The 16,233-nt window shown below is 40.2% G+C and carries 15 protein-coding genes; 3 read left to right on the top strand and 12 right to left on the bottom strand.

What is annotated here, in order from left to right; genetic code table 11:
• Positions 1 to 131: 131 nt before the first annotated feature.
• Entirely contained in the window at positions 132 to 947 is an 816-nt protein-coding gene (rlmA, locus tag AAC147_RS19810) for a 23S rRNA (guanine(745)-N(1))-methyltransferase (protein ID WP_047684294.1), read from the bottom strand.
• A gap of 159 nt (positions 948 to 1,106) precedes the next feature.
• On the opposite strand from rlmA, the gene AAC147_RS19815 reads away from it, so the two are divergent.
• Positions 1,107 to 1,676 carry a GNAT family N-acetyltransferase gene (locus tag AAC147_RS19815; RefSeq protein ID WP_047684214.1) on the top strand — a complete coding sequence of 190 codons (570 nt, stop codon included), beginning with the start codon at positions 1,107 to 1,109 and terminating at the stop codon, positions 1,674 to 1,676.
• Here the strand turns inward: AAC147_RS19815 and AAC147_RS19820 are convergent.
• The 9 genes from AAC147_RS19820 to guaB form a co-directional block, all read right to left on the bottom strand.
• The gene (locus tag AAC147_RS19820) at positions 1,673 to 3,001 is read right to left on the bottom strand and encodes an MFS transporter (protein ID WP_047684217.1); all 1,329 of its coding nucleotides are present in this window, start codon (positions 2,999 to 3,001) and stop codon (positions 1,673 to 1,675) included. The two genes, AAC147_RS19815 and AAC147_RS19820, sit on opposite strands and share 4 nt — an antisense overlap.
• 9 nt (positions 3,002 to 3,010) lie before the next feature.
• Positions 3,011 to 4,534 carry a signal transduction histidine-protein kinase/phosphatase UhpB gene (gene uhpB / locus AAC147_RS19825; protein ID WP_047684219.1) on the bottom strand — a complete coding sequence of 508 codons (1,524 nt, stop codon included), beginning with the start codon at positions 4,532 to 4,534 and terminating at the stop codon, positions 3,011 to 3,013.
• On the bottom strand, positions 4,534 to 5,142 hold the full coding sequence (gene uhpA, locus AAC147_RS19830; RefSeq protein ID WP_047684297.1) for a transcriptional regulator UhpA: 609 nt from the start codon (positions 5,140 to 5,142) through the stop codon (positions 4,534 to 4,536). Before uhpA ends, uhpB begins: the two co-directional genes overlap by 1 nt.
• A gap of 139 nt (positions 5,143 to 5,281) precedes the next feature.
• Positions 5,282 to 6,658 (bottom strand): hexose-6-phosphate:phosphate antiporter, encoded by a 1,377-nt coding sequence (uhpT, locus tag AAC147_RS19835; RefSeq protein ID WP_047684221.1) that lies wholly within the window; start codon positions 6,656 to 6,658, stop codon positions 5,282 to 5,284.
• Between the two features lie 267 nt (positions 6,659 to 6,925).
• Positions 6,926 to 8,089, bottom strand: coding sequence for an AAA family ATPase (locus AAC147_RS19840; protein WP_047684224.1), 1,164 nt, complete (start codon positions 8,087 to 8,089; stop codon positions 6,926 to 6,928).
• Between the two features lie 144 nt (positions 8,090 to 8,233).
• Entirely contained in the window at positions 8,234 to 8,989 is a 756-nt protein-coding gene (locus AAC147_RS19845) for an OB-fold protein (protein ID WP_047684227.1), read from the bottom strand.
• 278 nt (positions 8,990 to 9,267) lie between these two features.
• Positions 9,268 to 9,471, bottom strand: a complete 204-nt coding sequence (locus AAC147_RS19850; protein ID WP_047684229.1) for a hypothetical protein — start codon at positions 9,469 to 9,471, stop codon at positions 9,268 to 9,270.
• 311 nt (positions 9,472 to 9,782) lie between these two features.
• Entirely contained in the window at positions 9,783 to 11,360 is a 1,578-nt protein-coding gene (gene guaA, locus AAC147_RS19855; protein WP_047684232.1) for a glutamine-hydrolyzing GMP synthase, read from the bottom strand.
• Positions 11,361 to 11,441: 81 nt separating this feature from the next.
• Entirely contained in the window at positions 11,442 to 12,908 is a 1,467-nt protein-coding gene (gene guaB / locus AAC147_RS19860; RefSeq protein WP_047684234.1) for an IMP dehydrogenase, read from the bottom strand.
• A gap of 173 nt (positions 12,909 to 13,081) precedes the next feature.
• On the opposite strand from guaB, the gene xseA reads away from it, so the two are divergent.
• Entirely contained in the window at positions 13,082 to 14,449 is a 1,368-nt protein-coding gene (gene xseA, locus AAC147_RS19865) for an exodeoxyribonuclease VII large subunit (protein WP_047684236.1), read from the top strand.
• Positions 14,450 to 14,577: 128 nt separating this feature from the next.
• Complete coding sequence (locus AAC147_RS19870; RefSeq protein WP_047684239.1) at positions 14,578 to 15,057, top strand: Hcp family type VI secretion system effector; 480 nt, start codon at positions 14,578 to 14,580, stop codon at positions 15,055 to 15,057.
• Positions 15,058 to 15,083: 26 nt separating this feature from the next.
• Here AAC147_RS19870 and AAC147_RS19875 read toward each other — a convergent pair whose 3' ends face one another.
• Together AAC147_RS19875 and AAC147_RS19880 are read right to left on the bottom strand one after the other, a co-directional pair.
• Positions 15,084 to 15,503 (bottom strand): WapI family immunity protein, encoded by a 420-nt coding sequence (locus AAC147_RS19875; protein WP_047684242.1) that lies wholly within the window; start codon positions 15,501 to 15,503, stop codon positions 15,084 to 15,086.
• Between the two features lie 13 nt (positions 15,504 to 15,516).
• The gene (locus AAC147_RS19880; protein ID WP_047684244.1) at positions 15,517 to 16,221 is read right to left on the bottom strand and encodes a hypothetical protein; all 705 of its coding nucleotides are present in this window, start codon (positions 16,219 to 16,221) and stop codon (positions 15,517 to 15,519) included.
• Positions 16,222 to 16,233: the final 12 nt, after the last annotated feature.

Consider the following 16,233-nt stretch of genomic DNA (forward strand, 5'->3'; position numbering starts at 1 on the left):
ACGGATTGAATACGTGACCTGCTGCGAGTCATGTTAACAGATATTAGCAGCAGCCAGTTAGCCGGAACACATTGGCCTGTATTGATCTGTGCCAGATATCAATCAATAAAACGAGCTGTTGAAAAAATAAATTAAATACGACGATAAACTTTCAACATAAAATCAACTTCACAATTAAATGATGGCTTAGCTATCAAATTGTTTTTGATCTCTTCAGAGGCTCGCCAGGCAAACGGCGTCATCTGTAATAAATTATAGGATTGTTCACCATCCAATTGCATTTCATACGCCAGAGTTTCCGCCGAAATCAATTCAAAACCTTCCAATTGTTCAGTATTCTCAGGATGCAGATGAACTTCCTGATAAATTAATTCTTTCAATTGATATAAATGACGCGGGCCAGGTGTAACAGTCAGGACAATGCCTTCCGATTTTACTACTCTGGATAATTCCGCCGCTTTGCAAGGAGCATAAATTCGCAAAATCCCATCAAGAGAGCTATCTGTAAACGGCAATCGATGGCTGGACGCCACACAAAAGCTGACATCCGGGTAACGTTTCGCCCCATAACGAACAGCGATTTTCGCCACATCCAAGCCATACACTGTAATATGCCGTTTAAGGTTCAACGCCTTTTGTACCGATGCAGTGTAATAACCTTCTCCGCAACCAATATCCAGCAATACCTTAGTTCGTTCAGGTAAAAAACAATCAAACAATTCAATAACTTTTTGTTGTAGTATTTGATAATAACCTGCTTGTAAAAACACCCTTCTCGCCTGCATCATCTCAGCACTATCACCCGGTTCTTTTGAACGTTTATGCTGAACTGGTAACAAGTTAACATAACCTTCTTTTGCACAATCAAACTGATGATTCTTTTCACAGCGCCATTGATGATGAGAAAACAGCAGTGGCAAATGGCATAATGGGCATTGATAAGACATAGCATTCCGATGGGATAAAAGACAGAACAAAAAGCTACTATACCATGTTTCGTTTAGCATGTTTTTATAAAACCGGGGTGATATCAGATTGACGGCTAACCCTTTAAAACCCATTATATCCCTCACAAGAAATTAACATTTGATTGAACGGTTAAAGGTATGTCATTTAATGATCTGGAAACTAAACGCCTTTTGTTAAAAAAGTTGGCTTATGATGATGCTTCTCAAATTCAACAAAAGTTTCCTCACTGGGACATCGTAAAATATTTAGACAGTCACGCCGTACCCTGGCCATATCCTGATAATGGCGGACAATATTTCGTCAATAACATTGCTATGCCAGCAATACAAGATCAAAAAGCCTATATCTGGTCACTCAGAATTAAAACTAATCCTAATGAGCTGATTGGTATCATCGGGTTATATAACAAACACGATAATAATCGCGGTTTTTGGCTCTCTTTGGAATATCAAGGGCGCGGATTAATGCGCGAAGCATGTGAAAGAGTTACGAGTTACTGGTTTAATGAATTAGGCAACACCGTGCTCAGGGTATCTAAAGCCAAAGTTAATGATAACTCAAGAAAGATTTCATTAGCTGAAGGCATGAAAGTGATAAGAACTGAGACAAAAGAGTATGTATCGGGCAAATACGATTGTGAAATATGGGAGTTAACTCAAGAAGATTGGTGTAATCGACAGAGATTACACCTTAGTGAGAATAATTAACTCTGCTCCCTTTGCCGGGGAAATTGGGCTTGCAAAAAAGGCAATAATAATAAGCCAATCATGACAGCACAAACAGAAATCGTAATAAATAAGCCAGTCCAGTGGTAATTTTCTAAGATAATTGCAAATGGATAGCCACTCAGTGCTGCACCAGTATAGGCAAATAAGCCAACAAATCCCGTTGCTGCACCCGCTGAATCTTTATGCGAGCATTCCGCTGCGGCCATACCAATCAATAGCTGTGGACCAAAAACGAAAAAACCAATAGAAAAAAAACCTAACGATTGGAAAATTAAATCGGTCATGGGCATCAACCATAACGCAGCTACTGATAAAAAAATACCTATCGAAAATATTAAATTAATAGGGCCACGATTGCCGCCAAATAATTTATCAGAACCCCAGCCAGCAACCAGTGATCCTATAAATCCGCCGACTTCAAAGAGCGATACGGCAAAATTTGCACTTACCAAATCATAGTGATGGTATTCAGTTAGATAAAGATTTCCCCAATCGTTGATAACAGTGCGAACGATATAAACCAATATATAACTACAGGAAAGTAACCAAATGTATTTATTCCGGAAAACATAAGTTCTCAATATTTCTCTGGTACTTAATCCTTTACCTTGATTTTCATGCTTTTTTTCCAAAAAATCATTGCGGTACTGACCAACAGTCGGTAATCCCATAGAGGTCGGTTTATCACGTAATCGCCAACACAATAAAATTCCACCTAAAATCCCCAGACAACCCGGCACGATAAACCCTTCACGCCAACTAAAATTCCAGGTCAAATAACCAACAAAAAGTGCAACTAATGCGCTTCCAACATGATGCGAAGTATTCCATAGAGACCACCAGAAGCCACGCTCTGAGCGTGAATACCAAGTGGTGAGTAATTTAACACACGAGGGAGAAGCCCATCCCTGAAACCAGGCATTTAATACCCATAGACAGGTAAACATAATAATGGAACTGGACAAACCGAAAAGAATGTTAATGATACCTGTAGCAATAAGTCCGATCCCCATGAAGTAACGCGGGTTAGAGCAATCGGAAAGAATACCGGAAATGAATTTCGAACAACCATAAGTAATATAAAATAACGTGCCAATCAAGCCGATATCCCCTTTATCAATGCCCAGATCACTAATCATAGCGGGCATTGCATAATTAAAACTTTTGCGGGTGAAATAAAACAGCGCATAACCCACATACAGGCTTAACATAATATGAAAACGCCAGTAACGATATTGCTCCCGGATTTCTACAGCAGACAAATTATTTGGATTTATTGGCTTAGGTTGAGAAAAAATTATCATGACCATTTCTTAAAGTTTGGGCAAAATGATCGATAAATTCGTACCCGTGCGTGTCGAATCATCCTGCTGTTTTTCGCTATAAACTGAGAAATTACCGCCGAGTACCTGTACACGTTCACGCATACCGCGCAAGCCAAACCCTTTCATCTGATCTTCTGTTTTACAGCCAATACCATTGTCTTTAATCAATAAACGGATCATTTCTTCAATGGAGAAATGTAATTTAATACTATCGGCTTGGGAATACTTTAACGCATTATTCAATGCTTCCTGACAAAGACGATACAACGTGGCTTTCGTCGCATCACTTAATTGTTCTATAACAGTATCGGAATCAACCTCCCAATGGATTTCGACTGATATTCCCAGAGCTTCAAATTCCATATCCCGCAGTAATTGTTCAATAGCCTCTTTCAGCCCCAAATCATCAAGTATCTTAGGACGTAAACGGCTTAATAACATTTTAGTAGTATCATAAATATTAAGAGATAATGATTCTATGGTCTTGGCATAATTAACAATAGTGGAAGTTGCCTCAACTCGCTGAATAATATTGGCTTGTGTACGAATAGCTGTAATATTTTGACCTATTTCATCATGCAGCTCTCTGGCAATATCTCGTCTCACCGATTCCTCTGCTTTCACCAATTGGCGTGACAAACTGTGATTACGATGCAACTCTTTCTTTAACTGTGCATTGAGATCACGCTGACGCTGAACCGCCATCCCAAGCAGTATTCCTGTCAAGGTTTGAGTCAGAAGAGATAACAGCAAATCGGTAACTTCCATATTAGAAACACCACTACGGGCGGCAATTAACGCAACACTGTTAAGTAAAGTACCGAGCAAAGCTCCCTGCCAACCGTACCGAAAGGCCAGCAAAATAATCGGAATTGCGAGACAAAACGGCGCAAAATAATGTAACTCACTGGGTATCCAGATTTGAAGAAAGATGTTCAATAAAAATAGCAGGCTATAAAAAACTATCTGATTCCAATGAAAACGAATTCGGGAAGCAAGGATATTGGCAGTCAACGGTAACCAGACATTTTGGAATAAATAGTGCCAGACTAAGTAACACAAAGGAACCAACATGACTCCTCCGGTTAAGCTTACCAAAAGTGCGATAGTTAAAACCGGGTTATGGTGAATAACGGACATAACATTAATGATTGAAGTCACTACAATCACAAATGCCATAACAGCCAATCGTTGCCATTGATTACCATGGTAATAACAGCCAGCAATCCAAACAATAGGAAGGCTCACTATGCTGGCTGTTAACACGGTAAGCCATTGAGGCTGCCCCATTAACAGAGCCAAACCAATAGTAAGTAGCCATTCTGTACCATATAATGTCGGTAAATACCGTTTGGGAATATGCAAAGCGATGCCAAGACGCAGGGCAAATGGAAAAAATAAAATAGCCAGCTCTAAATCATTAACAAAATAGTAGGCTATCACCCACAAACAGAACCACCAACAAGAAAACAATAACCCACCGCAAAACGAATTGATCAGGTATCGATACATTAGATATCACTAGAAGCAAAATAATTCGCTAAGCCCACGTTATTTGTCACACCCAATTTACTCATCGCATTGGCCCGATGAACATGGATCGTTTTATGACTCAAGCCTAACTCAACCGCCACCTCTTTAACGTCCATCCCTCTGGCAAGCATTTCTGCTACTTGCCTTTCCCTCTTAGTTAAATGTTGTAATGAAGCAGGGTTATTTTTTGGTGAAGTCAATTTAAGCACAATATCCGGGGTGAAATAACAACCATTATTCGCAATAGTACGTACAGCCTGTACCAATTCATCTGGGCTACAACGTTTACTAAGATAGCCACGTGCTCCCGCCTTTAACGCACTTTCCACCATTGTGGCTGAATCGTGGACACTCAACATAATACAGCCAATACCGGAAGGAATATCCTGTAATAATGAAAGCCCACTTTCATCTGTCATTGAGATATCAAGAATACAGACCATTGCTCCAGATCCAGGAAGCCCATGCCTCGCTTCAGCACACGAACTAAATTCACCAACAACCTCAATATCAAGTTCTAAACTCAGTAACTGAGCAAAACCAGAGCGTACCACTACATGGTCATCAACTAACGCTACTTTAATCATCGTCATTTATTATCAGATCAGAAAAACCGTATAAATTACTCTCATTAATATAGCTGTGCAATAAACCAGGAACGGATACGTTTCGCCCAAAGACGCTACTGTAGATGAAACAGTAGCGTCAGAATATTTTCTATAGAATTTACTGTAATTTTCTGCTGCTTCGGATTTTTCGCTCTTCAGCAATGGCAACAAAAACAAGTAAGCCGATACAAATAAATGCAGAAATATCAAGTGCTGCAAAAGTGCCTTTCCATCCCGTTAAACCAAAAATAGGCACACCATCTGCAATCATCCCCAAACCTAATTTAGCAAAGCTGTCACCGATTAAATACGCAAAAGTACCTTTAACACCATCTGCAACGCTAATTGCCTTTTTGGGTACAAAACCAACGGCTGCCACACCAATCAACAACTGTGGGCCAAATACCAAAAATCCGAGTACAAACAGGGAACCTAAATACATAAACTCGCTGGTTGCATATTGATAGAATTCAAGACTGACAATGATTAAGCCTAATGAAATACATGCGACCAGAGCACGACGACCATTTGCCAAATCTGATAAATAGCCCCACATTAGCGTTCCCACCAACGCGCCGACTTCAAACATAGTAAAACCAGAAATCGCAATCTCTTTAGAGTGCCCTAACTCCTGATATGCATATACTGTTGACCATTGGTCGATACCAATCCGCACGATATAAAGGAAAATATTGGCAAAGCAAAGAAGCCAAATCACTTGGTTTTTCAGGACATATTCAACAAAGATCTCACGCTTGGTCATTTTGTTTTCTTCTGCCGCAATATCTTCTTCGCTGACCTTCTCACCAAACAATTCTTCAACTTTGCCCAAGCCGTAACTTTCCGGTGAGTCGCTACCGTAACGTAAGCCGATAAAACCAATGATCAACGCAATAATAGAAGGGAAAATAAACATCCCTATCACATGACCATCAAACAAATAGTTAGCACCAAACAATGCAACCCCTGCTGCGCCTGCACCACCAACGTTATGTGACATATTCCACAGTCCAAGATAAGTTCCCCGCTTACTACGGGGCGTCCATTTGGTAATGGTGGAATAGCTTGCCGGGCCTCCTATACTCTGAAAAAAACCACTCAAAGCATAAAATGCTACCATCAAGAAAACACTGATACCTGAATTGCCCATACTCATACTAAAACCAAGCATGGCAAGGCCAGATAAGATCAACATAAATGGCAAGAATTGCTTAGTATTCTTCCCATCAGCATAGTAAGCGACTAAGGTTTTACCAACACCATAAGTAATAGAAAAACCCAACCCTATCAGACCAAGCTGAGTCATCGACAAACCATAAGTGGAAACCATATCGTTCTGGGCAATATTAAAGTTCTTTCGCACCAGATACATAGCCATATAACCAATAAAAACCACCAAATAGGACTGTATAAAGGGCTTAAACCACATTTTGCGGCGTACTTCGATTGGTAAATCCAACGTCGGTTGGCGGACTTGTTCAAGAATTTTAAGCATGTGAAATCCTCAGATAATCACGATAAAAAGAGCCTTTTTAATACAGGTGGAAAAAAGGTGGATCGCTGAAACGCGAAATTTTTCGTAGGAATTATTGTTACTGTCAGTATAAAGAAGTGATAAAAGGTTGGCTTGAGCTATAGTCTTAGTCAAGCTAGGAATATTTCCTAGCTTTAGGTTTATCTACTGTAAAACGTGAAAAGAGTCACAATCTCTGTTTGGTAAGGCGTGGTTAGTAGAGAAAAGTACGGCTCAGAAAACAAGTTATTAATTCTTATCTGGCCAACGCCATAACGGTTCTTCCAACATATTTATATCAGTCACATGGGTTTCACCAAGTTGCTTTTTGAGTTGAATATGCTGACAGTGTGAAGATTGCTTTAGTGCCGCAATCAAGACTGGTGAATGTGAAATGACCCACACTTGTGTTTGACTGGATGCCTTTATAATCAATTTAGCTAGTGAAGGCAAAAGTTCTGGATGGAGACTCGTTTCTGGTTCGTTTAATACCATCATTGACGGTGGGCGTGGAGTTAGTAATGCCGCGATCCATAATAAATAACGCAGTGTTCCATCTGACAATTCCGCACCAGAAAGAGGACGGATTAAACCATGTTGCTGAAACTGTATAGTAAACAGCCCTTCTGTGGGGCGAGAAATTGCTACCAAAGCGCCTGGGAAAGCATCATCAACAGACTCATCCAGCAATTGTGCGTCACCAATTTCACGAATTGTTTGCAACGCAGCAGCCAGATCACGTCCATCATGACGCAATACAGGAGTTCGTGTCCCAATCTGCGCCTTACGAGCCGGAGCATCACTATCAGTACGGAAATGATCATAGAAGCGCCAACCACGAATAAATTCACGCATATGAAAAACTTCCGAAGCAGTTAAAGGATCAGCCAGCTGATCAAACATGCTGGTAAAATTGTTAATGTGTCCTGATACGATTTGCCATCTTCGGCCTTCCCGAACCCGGATGATCGGGCCTTTGCGCTCAACCAGTAAACCAGCCGGATGATAACATTCTCCACCCCAAATACCTTCTTGTTTAATTTCAGGATCTAACGCAAAAGCAGACTGTGACGGCTCAGGTAAACCAAGGGAAATAGAATAACCAAATGAATCTGTTGCAAATCCGAGACGTAACCGCTTTACCTCTTTTCTCACTCCCCCTTGCACTACCCCTCCCGCACGCGCTGTTCTCGAAAAAGTTTCCGGCCCTGCCCAAAACGCAGAGTCCAACCCACCTTCAAGTGCCAGAGAATTAACAACACCACCTTGTGCTGTCTCAGATAGCAAGCGTAGTGCGCGGTATAAATTAGATTTACCGCTACCGTTTGCTCCTGTAATCACATTAAGGGGACCAAGTACGATACGAAGATCGCGAATAGAACGATAATTATTGATAGCTAATGCTGAAATCATAATGTTCCAAATGCAAATTATTGGGGGAAATTCACCATATCAGATTTCAACCGCTGTGTATGAGAGGCAGTCGGTATAAGTTTACGATAATCAGTTGAAGGCATAATATCCATAATGATTCTGATCGCTCTAATCGAAGTCCGTTTATTTTTGATTATCCAACATTTTTTTATACTGTTCTATTTGCTCTTTGTTTTCTGCTGCAAACTTTTTCCACTTTGGATTATTTGCTTGTTGCAGGCAAGATATATCAATTCTCTTACAAATAGAGAAGTTGTTAGTTGATAAACTAACTAATTTTGATAACGCCACTATAACAACACCTTTCTTATTAGATTCATCCCTATCACCATTAATTGCCTTATTAACTTGGAATACCAGAGACTGGATTACTTGCTCTTTCGCGTTACTTTCTGGTATGCAATCCTTCACAACAGGCTCACCAACGACCGTCCCAACCACTTCGCATGCCAGGGTAATCTTTTGCCCCTTATGTAATTCAAGGACATAATCTTGAAAATTATTACTTAATGTTACATGCACAGTATCTAAGAAACTGCCGGCACTTAATGCAATAAACGATTTACCATCAGAAGGATAATTATTTATACTTTTAATTTTTCCGGAAATAATAACTTTTTTATATTTTAATTCTCTGTTTGCTCTTACTTCATTTTCAGAATATTTTCTGTATAAATCTCTTGCAGTTATGTACTTATATCCATAATCACTGGATACCTTACCGCCAGAAAATAACTTATTGACATCATTATCAACTAAAGATTTCGCAAACCTCGCATCATTCTCAGTAAAAGGAATAATTTTGCTGCTTGCCAACGCCATTTGGCAAAATAATACAGAGGCAATGGCAATACCTATTAACATCATTTTTTTATTCATAATCAACGACCTAATGTGAATATGATAAATTCAATTTTTTGTATGAGACTCAATTCACATTACATTGAATAATAGTCGATGTAAAATATAATATTTAATTATTATTATCACTATATACGTTATTGTTAACTAACAAAGCACATAGAAAAGATAAATATATGCAGGCATAGCAGTTCTCATTGACTGGATGGAACAATCAGTGGATCACATGATGCTATGCCTGTCCATTTTTCGGGAACTTCTTAGCGCTGAAGCAAGTTATTAAATATGGTGGTATATTAAAGTTGGTATATTCCAACAATAGCAACTCTTGCTACAGAGCTATCCAATTCTGTAGCATGGGTTAAAGCATTATTTTCCAATAGACCTAGAAAATCAGCAGCCGAGGTTTTGCTCATATCAATATCCAGCGCGATTTGAGTACTCACTGAAGTGTCATTATTACTATCAACACCATTATAAACAACAATATACTTATCCATACATTCTCACCCCTTATTTTTTCTTATATACGCTACATCGAGTATTTTTTTGCCATTTAATTAATACTTGTTTTAAATTTTATTTAAAACTGTCCTTAGCTTAGAGCCAGAATACATGAATTAATTTATCATCTCGCGTAGCATCTGGCTATTACGATTATTTTACCACTTACTATATATTTTTATAATACCGAGAGAAATGACCTGCTGGTACGGTGTGATTTTGTGAGATATGAGTATAAAAAGACCCTGATTTCAGGGTCTTAATTAAAAAATCATGATGATTTGGTGAGGCTTAGGAAAGCTTTAGATTATTCCCACTCGATTGTTGCGGGCGGTTTACCGCTGATATCATAAACAACTCGCGATATGCCATTGACCTCATTAATAATACGATTCGATACGCGACCCAGGAAATCATATGGCAAATGTGCCCAATGCGCGGTCATAAAGTCAATGGTTTCTACTGCACGCAGAGATACAACCCAGTCATATTTACGACCATCGCCCATTACACCAACAGAACGAACTGGCAGGAATACGGTGAATGCCTGACTGACTTTATTATACAGATCCGCCTTATGCAGTTCTTCAATAAAAATAGCATCGGCACGACGCAGCAAGTCACAGTATTCTTTTTTCACTTCACCCAGTACGCGAACACCAAGACCGGGCCCTGGGAATGGGTGGCGATACAGCATGTCATATGGCAGGCCCAGTTCCAGACCAATGCGACGAACTTCATCTTTAAATAGCTCTTTCAGTGGCTCAACCAGACCCAGAGCCATATCTTCCGGCAAACCACCCACATTGTGGTGAGACTTGATCACATGCGCGTTACCTGTCGCAGAGGCCGCAGATTCGATAACGTCCGGATAAATCGTGCCTTGCGCCAGCCATTTGACCTGAGTCTGTTTTGCAGCTTCTTCATCAAATACATCAATAAACACATGACCAATAGTTTTGCGTTTAGCTTCTGGATCATCAATTCCCGCCAGCGCAGAAAGAAAGCGATCTTCCGCTTTAACATGGACAATATTCAGGTCAAATTTACCCGCAAACATTTCCATCACCTGATCGGCTTCATTCAGGCGCAGCAGTCCATTGTCTACAAATACACAAGTCAGACGCTTACCAATTGCACGATTCAGCAACAGCGCGGTTACAGAAGAATCAACACCACCAGACAGTGCCAGAATAACGTGATCATCGCCAATCTGTGCACGCAGACGTTCTACGATATCGTCAATAATGGAAGCTGGTGTCCACAGCGCTTCACATTGACAAATATCCAGCACAAAACGTTTCAGGATATTCAAGCCTTGATGAGTATGAGTCACTTCCGGGTGGAATTGCACACCATAAAAACGTTTTTCATCATTTGCCATGATAGCAAATGGACAGCTATCTGTGCTGGCTACAGTTGTGAAACCTTCGGGAATAGCGGTTACTTTATCACCATGGCTCATCCACACATCCAGTATCGGCGTACCTGATGCATTCAGTGCATCCTGAATACCACGGAACAGCTTACTGTCACCTTTGATCTCAACCTGAGCATAGCCGAATTCACGCTCATTAGAATTAGAAACTTCTCCGCCCAGTTGCATGGACATGGTTTGCATACCATAGCAAATTCCCAATACCGGCACGCCTGCATTGAAAACATACTCTGGGGCACGTGGACTGTCGTTTTCAGTTGTGCTTTCGGGGCCACCAGAAAGGATAATGCCGTTCGGGTTAAATGCGCGGATTTGTTCTTCAGTGACATTCCATGTCCAAAGTTCACAATAAACACCAATTTCACGAATACGGCGGGCAATTAGCTGCGTGTATTGCGAGCCAAAATCAAGGATCAGAATGCGATGTTGATGGATATTAGTTGTCATTCGAGGTGGATTCCCAAAACAAGTGGCAATAAAACAATAAAAGTTAGTGACCCGCAATTGCGGGCCACATTAATAAATAAATTACAAACCTAAACGATAGTTCGGTGATTCTTTGGTAATAGTCACATCATGGACGTGGCTTTCCTGAATACCGGCACCACTGATGCGAACGAATTCTGCTTTAGTTCTCAGTTCACCAATCGTGGCACAACCCGTCAATCCCATGCAGGAGCGCAAACCACCCATTTGTTGGTGGACGATATTTTTCAGCAGTCCTTTATAAGCAACACGGCCTTCGATACCTTCTGGCACCAATTTGTCAGCCGCATTATCAGTCTGGAAGTAACGATCAGAAGAGCCTTTGGACATCGCGCCTAAAGAACCCATTCCGCGATAAGATTTGAATGAGCGGCCCTGGTAAAGTTCGATTTCACCCGGAGATTCTTCTGTCCCCGCCAACATTGAACCTACCATCACACAGGATGCACCCGCTGCAATGGCTTTGGCAATGTCACCTGAGAAACGGATACCACCGTCAGCAATGACTGGAATCCCCGTTCCTTCCAGCGCTTCTACTGCATCAGCGATTGCAGTAATTTGCGGAACACCAACACCAGTAACGATACGAGTCGTACAGATAGAACCTGGACCAATACCGACTTTAACTGCGTTCACACCTGCTTCTACCAGCGCTTTGGCACCTTCACCCGTCGCTACGTTACCACCGATAATTTGCAGATTAGGATACTTGGCACGCGTTTCGCGGATACGCTGCAAAACACCTTCTGAATGGCCATGGGATGAGTCAATCAATAGCACGTCTACACCTGCGGCAACCAGTGCATCAACACGCTCTTCGTTGCCCGCACCAGCACCAACCGCAGCACCAACACGCAAACGCCCCTGTTCATCTTTGCAGGCATTCGGTTTACGTTCTGCTTTCTGGAAATCTTTCACCGTAATCATGCCAAGCAAATGGAAGTTATCATCAACAACCAGCGCTTTTTCAACACGCTTCTCATGCATTTTCTGCAACACGACTTCGCGGGCTTCACCTTCTTTTACAGTGACTAAACGCGCTTTCGGCGTCATAACTGCTGTAACAGGCAGATCCAAATCAGTCACAAAACGGACATCACGACCAGTAATGATACCCACCAACTCATTCGCTTCTGTCACTACCGGGTAACCGGCAAAACCATTACGCTCAGTCAGTTCATTGACTGCACGCAATGTCGTTTGTGGCGTTACAGTTACGGGATTAGTCACAACACCGCTTTCATGCTTTTTCACGCGACTGACTTCTTCAGCCTGACGCTCGATAGACATATTTTTATGAATGAAGCCAATTCCCCCTTCCTGTGCCAGTGCGATAGCCAGTGCAGATTCCGTCACGGTATCCATTGCCGCAGAAAGCATAGGCACGTTCAAGCGAATAGTAGATGTTAATTGCGTGGACAGATCTGCTGTATTAGGCAAAACTGTAGAGTGGGCAGGAACCAACAAAACGTCGTCAAAAGTTAATGCTTCTTTTTTAATTCGTAACATGGGCAATATCTCACCAAGCTATGTGGCAATTAAGGGATAAAATATTGCCGCGGCATTATACAGGCCGTAATCGGTTGCCTCCAGCATTTTCTGAAAAAAATTTCTTGATTAGTAATGATGAGTAGTTATTATCAGTCAATTAAGTCCTTGTTTTAAAATTTGATCTAGCTCACATGTCACTGCCAACCAACACTGGAATTTTTTCTGTTAGTCGTCTGAATCAGACGGTTCGTCAGCTATTGGAGCTGGAAATGGGTAGAATTTGGCTCAGTGCTGAAATTTCTAACTTTTCCCAACCTTCATCCGGACACTGGTATTTCACGCTGAAAGATGAACGGGCGCAAATCCGGGCAGCGATGTTTCGTAGTTATAATCTACGAGCCGCATTCCGGCCACAAAATGGTCAGCAAGTGTTGGTCAGAGCACAAATCACCCTGTATGAACCACGTGGTGATTATCAACTGATAGTAGAAAGCATCCAACCTGCTGGTGACGGATTATTGCAACAACAATTTGAAGTATTGAAACAGAAACTCGCCGCAGAAGGATTGTTCGAGCAAATCTATAAAAAACCACTACCCTCACCTGCCAAACGTCTTGGAGTGATCACCTCAGCCAGTGGCGCAGCATTACACGATATTCTGAATATTCTGAAACGTCGTGATCCTTCTTTACCCATTATTATTTATCCTACTGCGGTTCAGGGTGCAGAAGCTCCATTGCAGATTATTCGGGCTATTGAACTGGCAAATATCCGACAAGAGTGTGATGTTTTAATTGTTGGGCGTGGTGGCGGTTCGTTGGAGGATTTATGGTGTTTCAATGATGAGCAGGTAGCACGTGCGATATTTCAGAGCCAAATACCTATTGTCAGTGCTGTTGGACATGAAACCGATGTCACAATTGCAGATTTTGTGGCTGATTTGCGTGCTCCGACGCCTTCTGCGGCGGCAGAATTGGTTAGCCGTAATCAAATTGAATTGTTGAGACAAGTTCAGTCCCTGCAACAGCGTCTCGAAATGGCGATGGATTACTTTTTTGCCAAAAAGCAGAGGATTTTTAATGGATTACAACATCGTCTCCAACAACAACGGCCTGATTTGCGGTTGGCACGTCAACAAAATCGTTTATCTGAATTACGTCAAAAATTGATCGATGGTTTATTACGCTGCCTGAAACAAAATTCAATGTCCTATGAAAAATTAAATCAAAGACTTTTACAAAATAGCCCTGAGCAAGAAATACGACATTATAGCCAACATATTCAACAATATGATTTTCGGCTCAAACAGGCAATAGAGCGACAGTTATCCCGTTATAAAGAGAGATTTGCGGTTTCCTGTTCACGCATGGAGGCCGTAAGCCCGTTGGCAACGTTGAGTCGTGGTTATAGTATCAGTGAAACTCCAGATGGGAAGTTGTTGAAGCAGGTTAAACAGGTCAAAGTTGGTGATTCGCTGAAAACCCGATTGCTGGATGGCTGGGTTGAGAGTCAAATAATCCAAGTGAAAAAAGTTAGTCAGAGAAAAAATAACTTATAAAAGTGTCTTATCTGTTTTGTGATAAGTTCCAATAAACTTTATAAGTTTGGCGTGGTGTATAAAAAAACTCAACATATTATGATGAAAAACCATAGAGATTATGAACAATAACTCAGGATATACACTGTATGGCCAATTTAATTTATTTAACATTAACAGGGAAGAAACAAGGACTTATTTCTCAAGGCTGTTCAACTTATGCTTCTATAGGAAATCAATATCAGCAACGCCATGAAGACGAGATATTCGTTTTATCAATTAGGCATAGCATAATTAGAAATCAAAATGTTATGCATCATCCTCTGGAATTTATAAAGCTTATTGATAAGTCTTCTCCGTTGTTAGGAATGGCAATTTCAGATAATGAAAAACTGGAGGGGATCTTTGACTTTTATAGAACATCAATGGATGGTAATCAAGAAAAATACTACACTATCCATTTAAGAGATGCATCACTTGTTGAAGTCTCTACTGATTATCCTCACTCTATTACTCATAATGATCGACAACCGCAAGAAATAATATCCATAATTTATAAAGACATTATGTGGAAAAACCATGCTGCAAATACTTCTGGTTACAGTATCTGGAGTGACAGGATCTTATGATATTCAGATTAGCAGCATTATCGCTGCTAATCTTGCAGCAATGATCTCAACCCCTGAATAATCAATGGAATATAACTTTGATCAATTCTGGTTGTTCCAGACAACACAATTTCTGAGCGAATTTCACTTGAAAATTCAAAACCTAATGTATAACTCCCAATTGCATCATTAGCTTTGGATAATTTAAGTTTAATCATTCCTTCCATAGGACAAAAAGTTAGAGAATAATTTTCCTGATTTTTTTCTGATTCGATAATTTTATTAATAAAATCATTCAATTCTCCAGTAAATATATTCCATTCAGTCGCAAAACTTATCCCCTTGGATTTAAATTCAACATATAAATTTATCGTAGACTGATAATATTCATATTTATCTTCACATGCAAAAGTTTTATCTAACAAAAATATTTCCAGCATTATATCTTCATTTTTTATTACTAACATAAATCACCTCAAACTACTTATACAGAAAATGAACTATCGTCCAATTTTTCTCATCTACAACAACTTCGAGATTATACTCTTTATTCTCATATTTATGGGATTTGCTATTATATCTATTTTTATACATCTTTATCTCATACCTTTGAAGTTTTACTGATGATTTCCCTATAGAATCAGGCATACGTTTACCATAGCGTATAGCCTTTTCAAGAATATGTACAGGAACATACCTTCCGGGTTCACGCATATGTTTTGCGGGCACTAAGGCAAATTTGATTTTTTTTGCTGATAAACCTATCTTTAAGCGACCTTTCAGTATATTAATTAAATGTTCACCTAACCTTATGGATAAGTTTACATATGCACCTCTGCTGGTTAAAGCTTGGAAAAAACGCCCTCCTGAAGCGAGTTTTTTTATTATAAAACCACCAAAGAAAATTAAATCAAAGGGATCTATTAATGGTGTTTCCAGTGGTAATTCATGTAGACCTATATACTCTCCATTGACATCATAAACATCATATACCCCGCCACCTCTACTATAGAGATAGCCAATACAAAGACCTGTTTCATCGTCGATGATAGGAGATGATTTTGTTATTTTATCTTTATTTTTTTGTGGTTCAGTTGAAAAAAACTCATTCCCGGAAAGCGGAGAGTTGAAAGTGTAATATCTCCCATTATCACTAAGTTTTAAATACCCATTTTCATCATTCATTATAATCCTTAT

This window comes from Xenorhabdus sp. NBAII XenSa04 (assembly GCF_963866145.1).
Taxonomy (GTDB): domain Bacteria; phylum Pseudomonadota; class Gammaproteobacteria; order Enterobacterales; family Enterobacteriaceae; genus Xenorhabdus; species Xenorhabdus indica.

Coding starts and splice junctions, on each gene's coding strand:
- rlmA (WP_047684294.1), bottom strand. CDS start 947: ATGTCTTATCAATGCCCATTATGCCATTTGCCACTGCTGTTTTCTCAT.
- guaA (WP_047684232.1), bottom strand. CDS start 11,360: ATGACAACTAATATCCATCAACATCGCATTCTGATCCTTGATTTTGGC.
- AAC147_RS19820 (WP_047684217.1), bottom strand. CDS start 3,001: ATGATAATTTTTTCTCAACCTAAGCCAATAAATCCAAATAATTTGTCT.
- AAC147_RS19845 (WP_047684227.1), bottom strand. CDS start 8,989: ATGAATAAAAAAATGATGTTAATAGGTATTGCCATTGCCTCTGTATTA.
- uhpT (WP_047684221.1), bottom strand. CDS start 6,658: ATGCTTAAAATTCTTGAACAAGTCCGCCAACCGACGTTGGATTTACCA.
- AAC147_RS19880 (WP_047684244.1), bottom strand. CDS start 16,221: ATGAATGATGAAAATGGGTATTTAAAACTTAGTGATAATGGGAGATAT.
- uhpA (WP_047684297.1), bottom strand. CDS start 5,142: ATGATTAAAGTAGCGTTAGTTGATGACCATGTAGTGGTACGCTCTGGT.
- AAC147_RS19815 (WP_047684214.1), top strand. CDS start 1,107: ATGTCATTTAATGATCTGGAAACTAAACGCCTTTTGTTAAAAAAGTTG.
- uhpB (WP_047684219.1), bottom strand. CDS start 4,534: ATGTATCGATACCTGATCAATTCGTTTTGCGGTGGGTTATTGTTTTCT.
- AAC147_RS19840 (WP_047684224.1), bottom strand. CDS start 8,089: ATGATTTCAGCATTAGCTATCAATAATTATCGTTCTATTCGCGATCTT.
- AAC147_RS19875 (WP_047684242.1), bottom strand. CDS start 15,503: ATGTTAGTAATAAAAAATGAAGATATAATGCTGGAAATATTTTTGTTA.
- AAC147_RS19850 (WP_047684229.1), bottom strand. CDS start 9,471: ATGGATAAGTATATTGTTGTTTATAATGGTGTTGATAGTAATAATGAC.
- guaB (WP_047684234.1), bottom strand. CDS start 12,908: ATGTTACGAATTAAAAAAGAAGCATTAACTTTTGACGACGTTTTGTTG.
- xseA (WP_047684236.1), top strand. CDS start 13,082: ATGTCACTGCCAACCAACACTGGAATTTTTTCTGTTAGTCGTCTGAAT.
- AAC147_RS19870 (WP_047684239.1), top strand. CDS start 14,578: ATGGCCAATTTAATTTATTTAACATTAACAGGGAAGAAACAAGGACTT.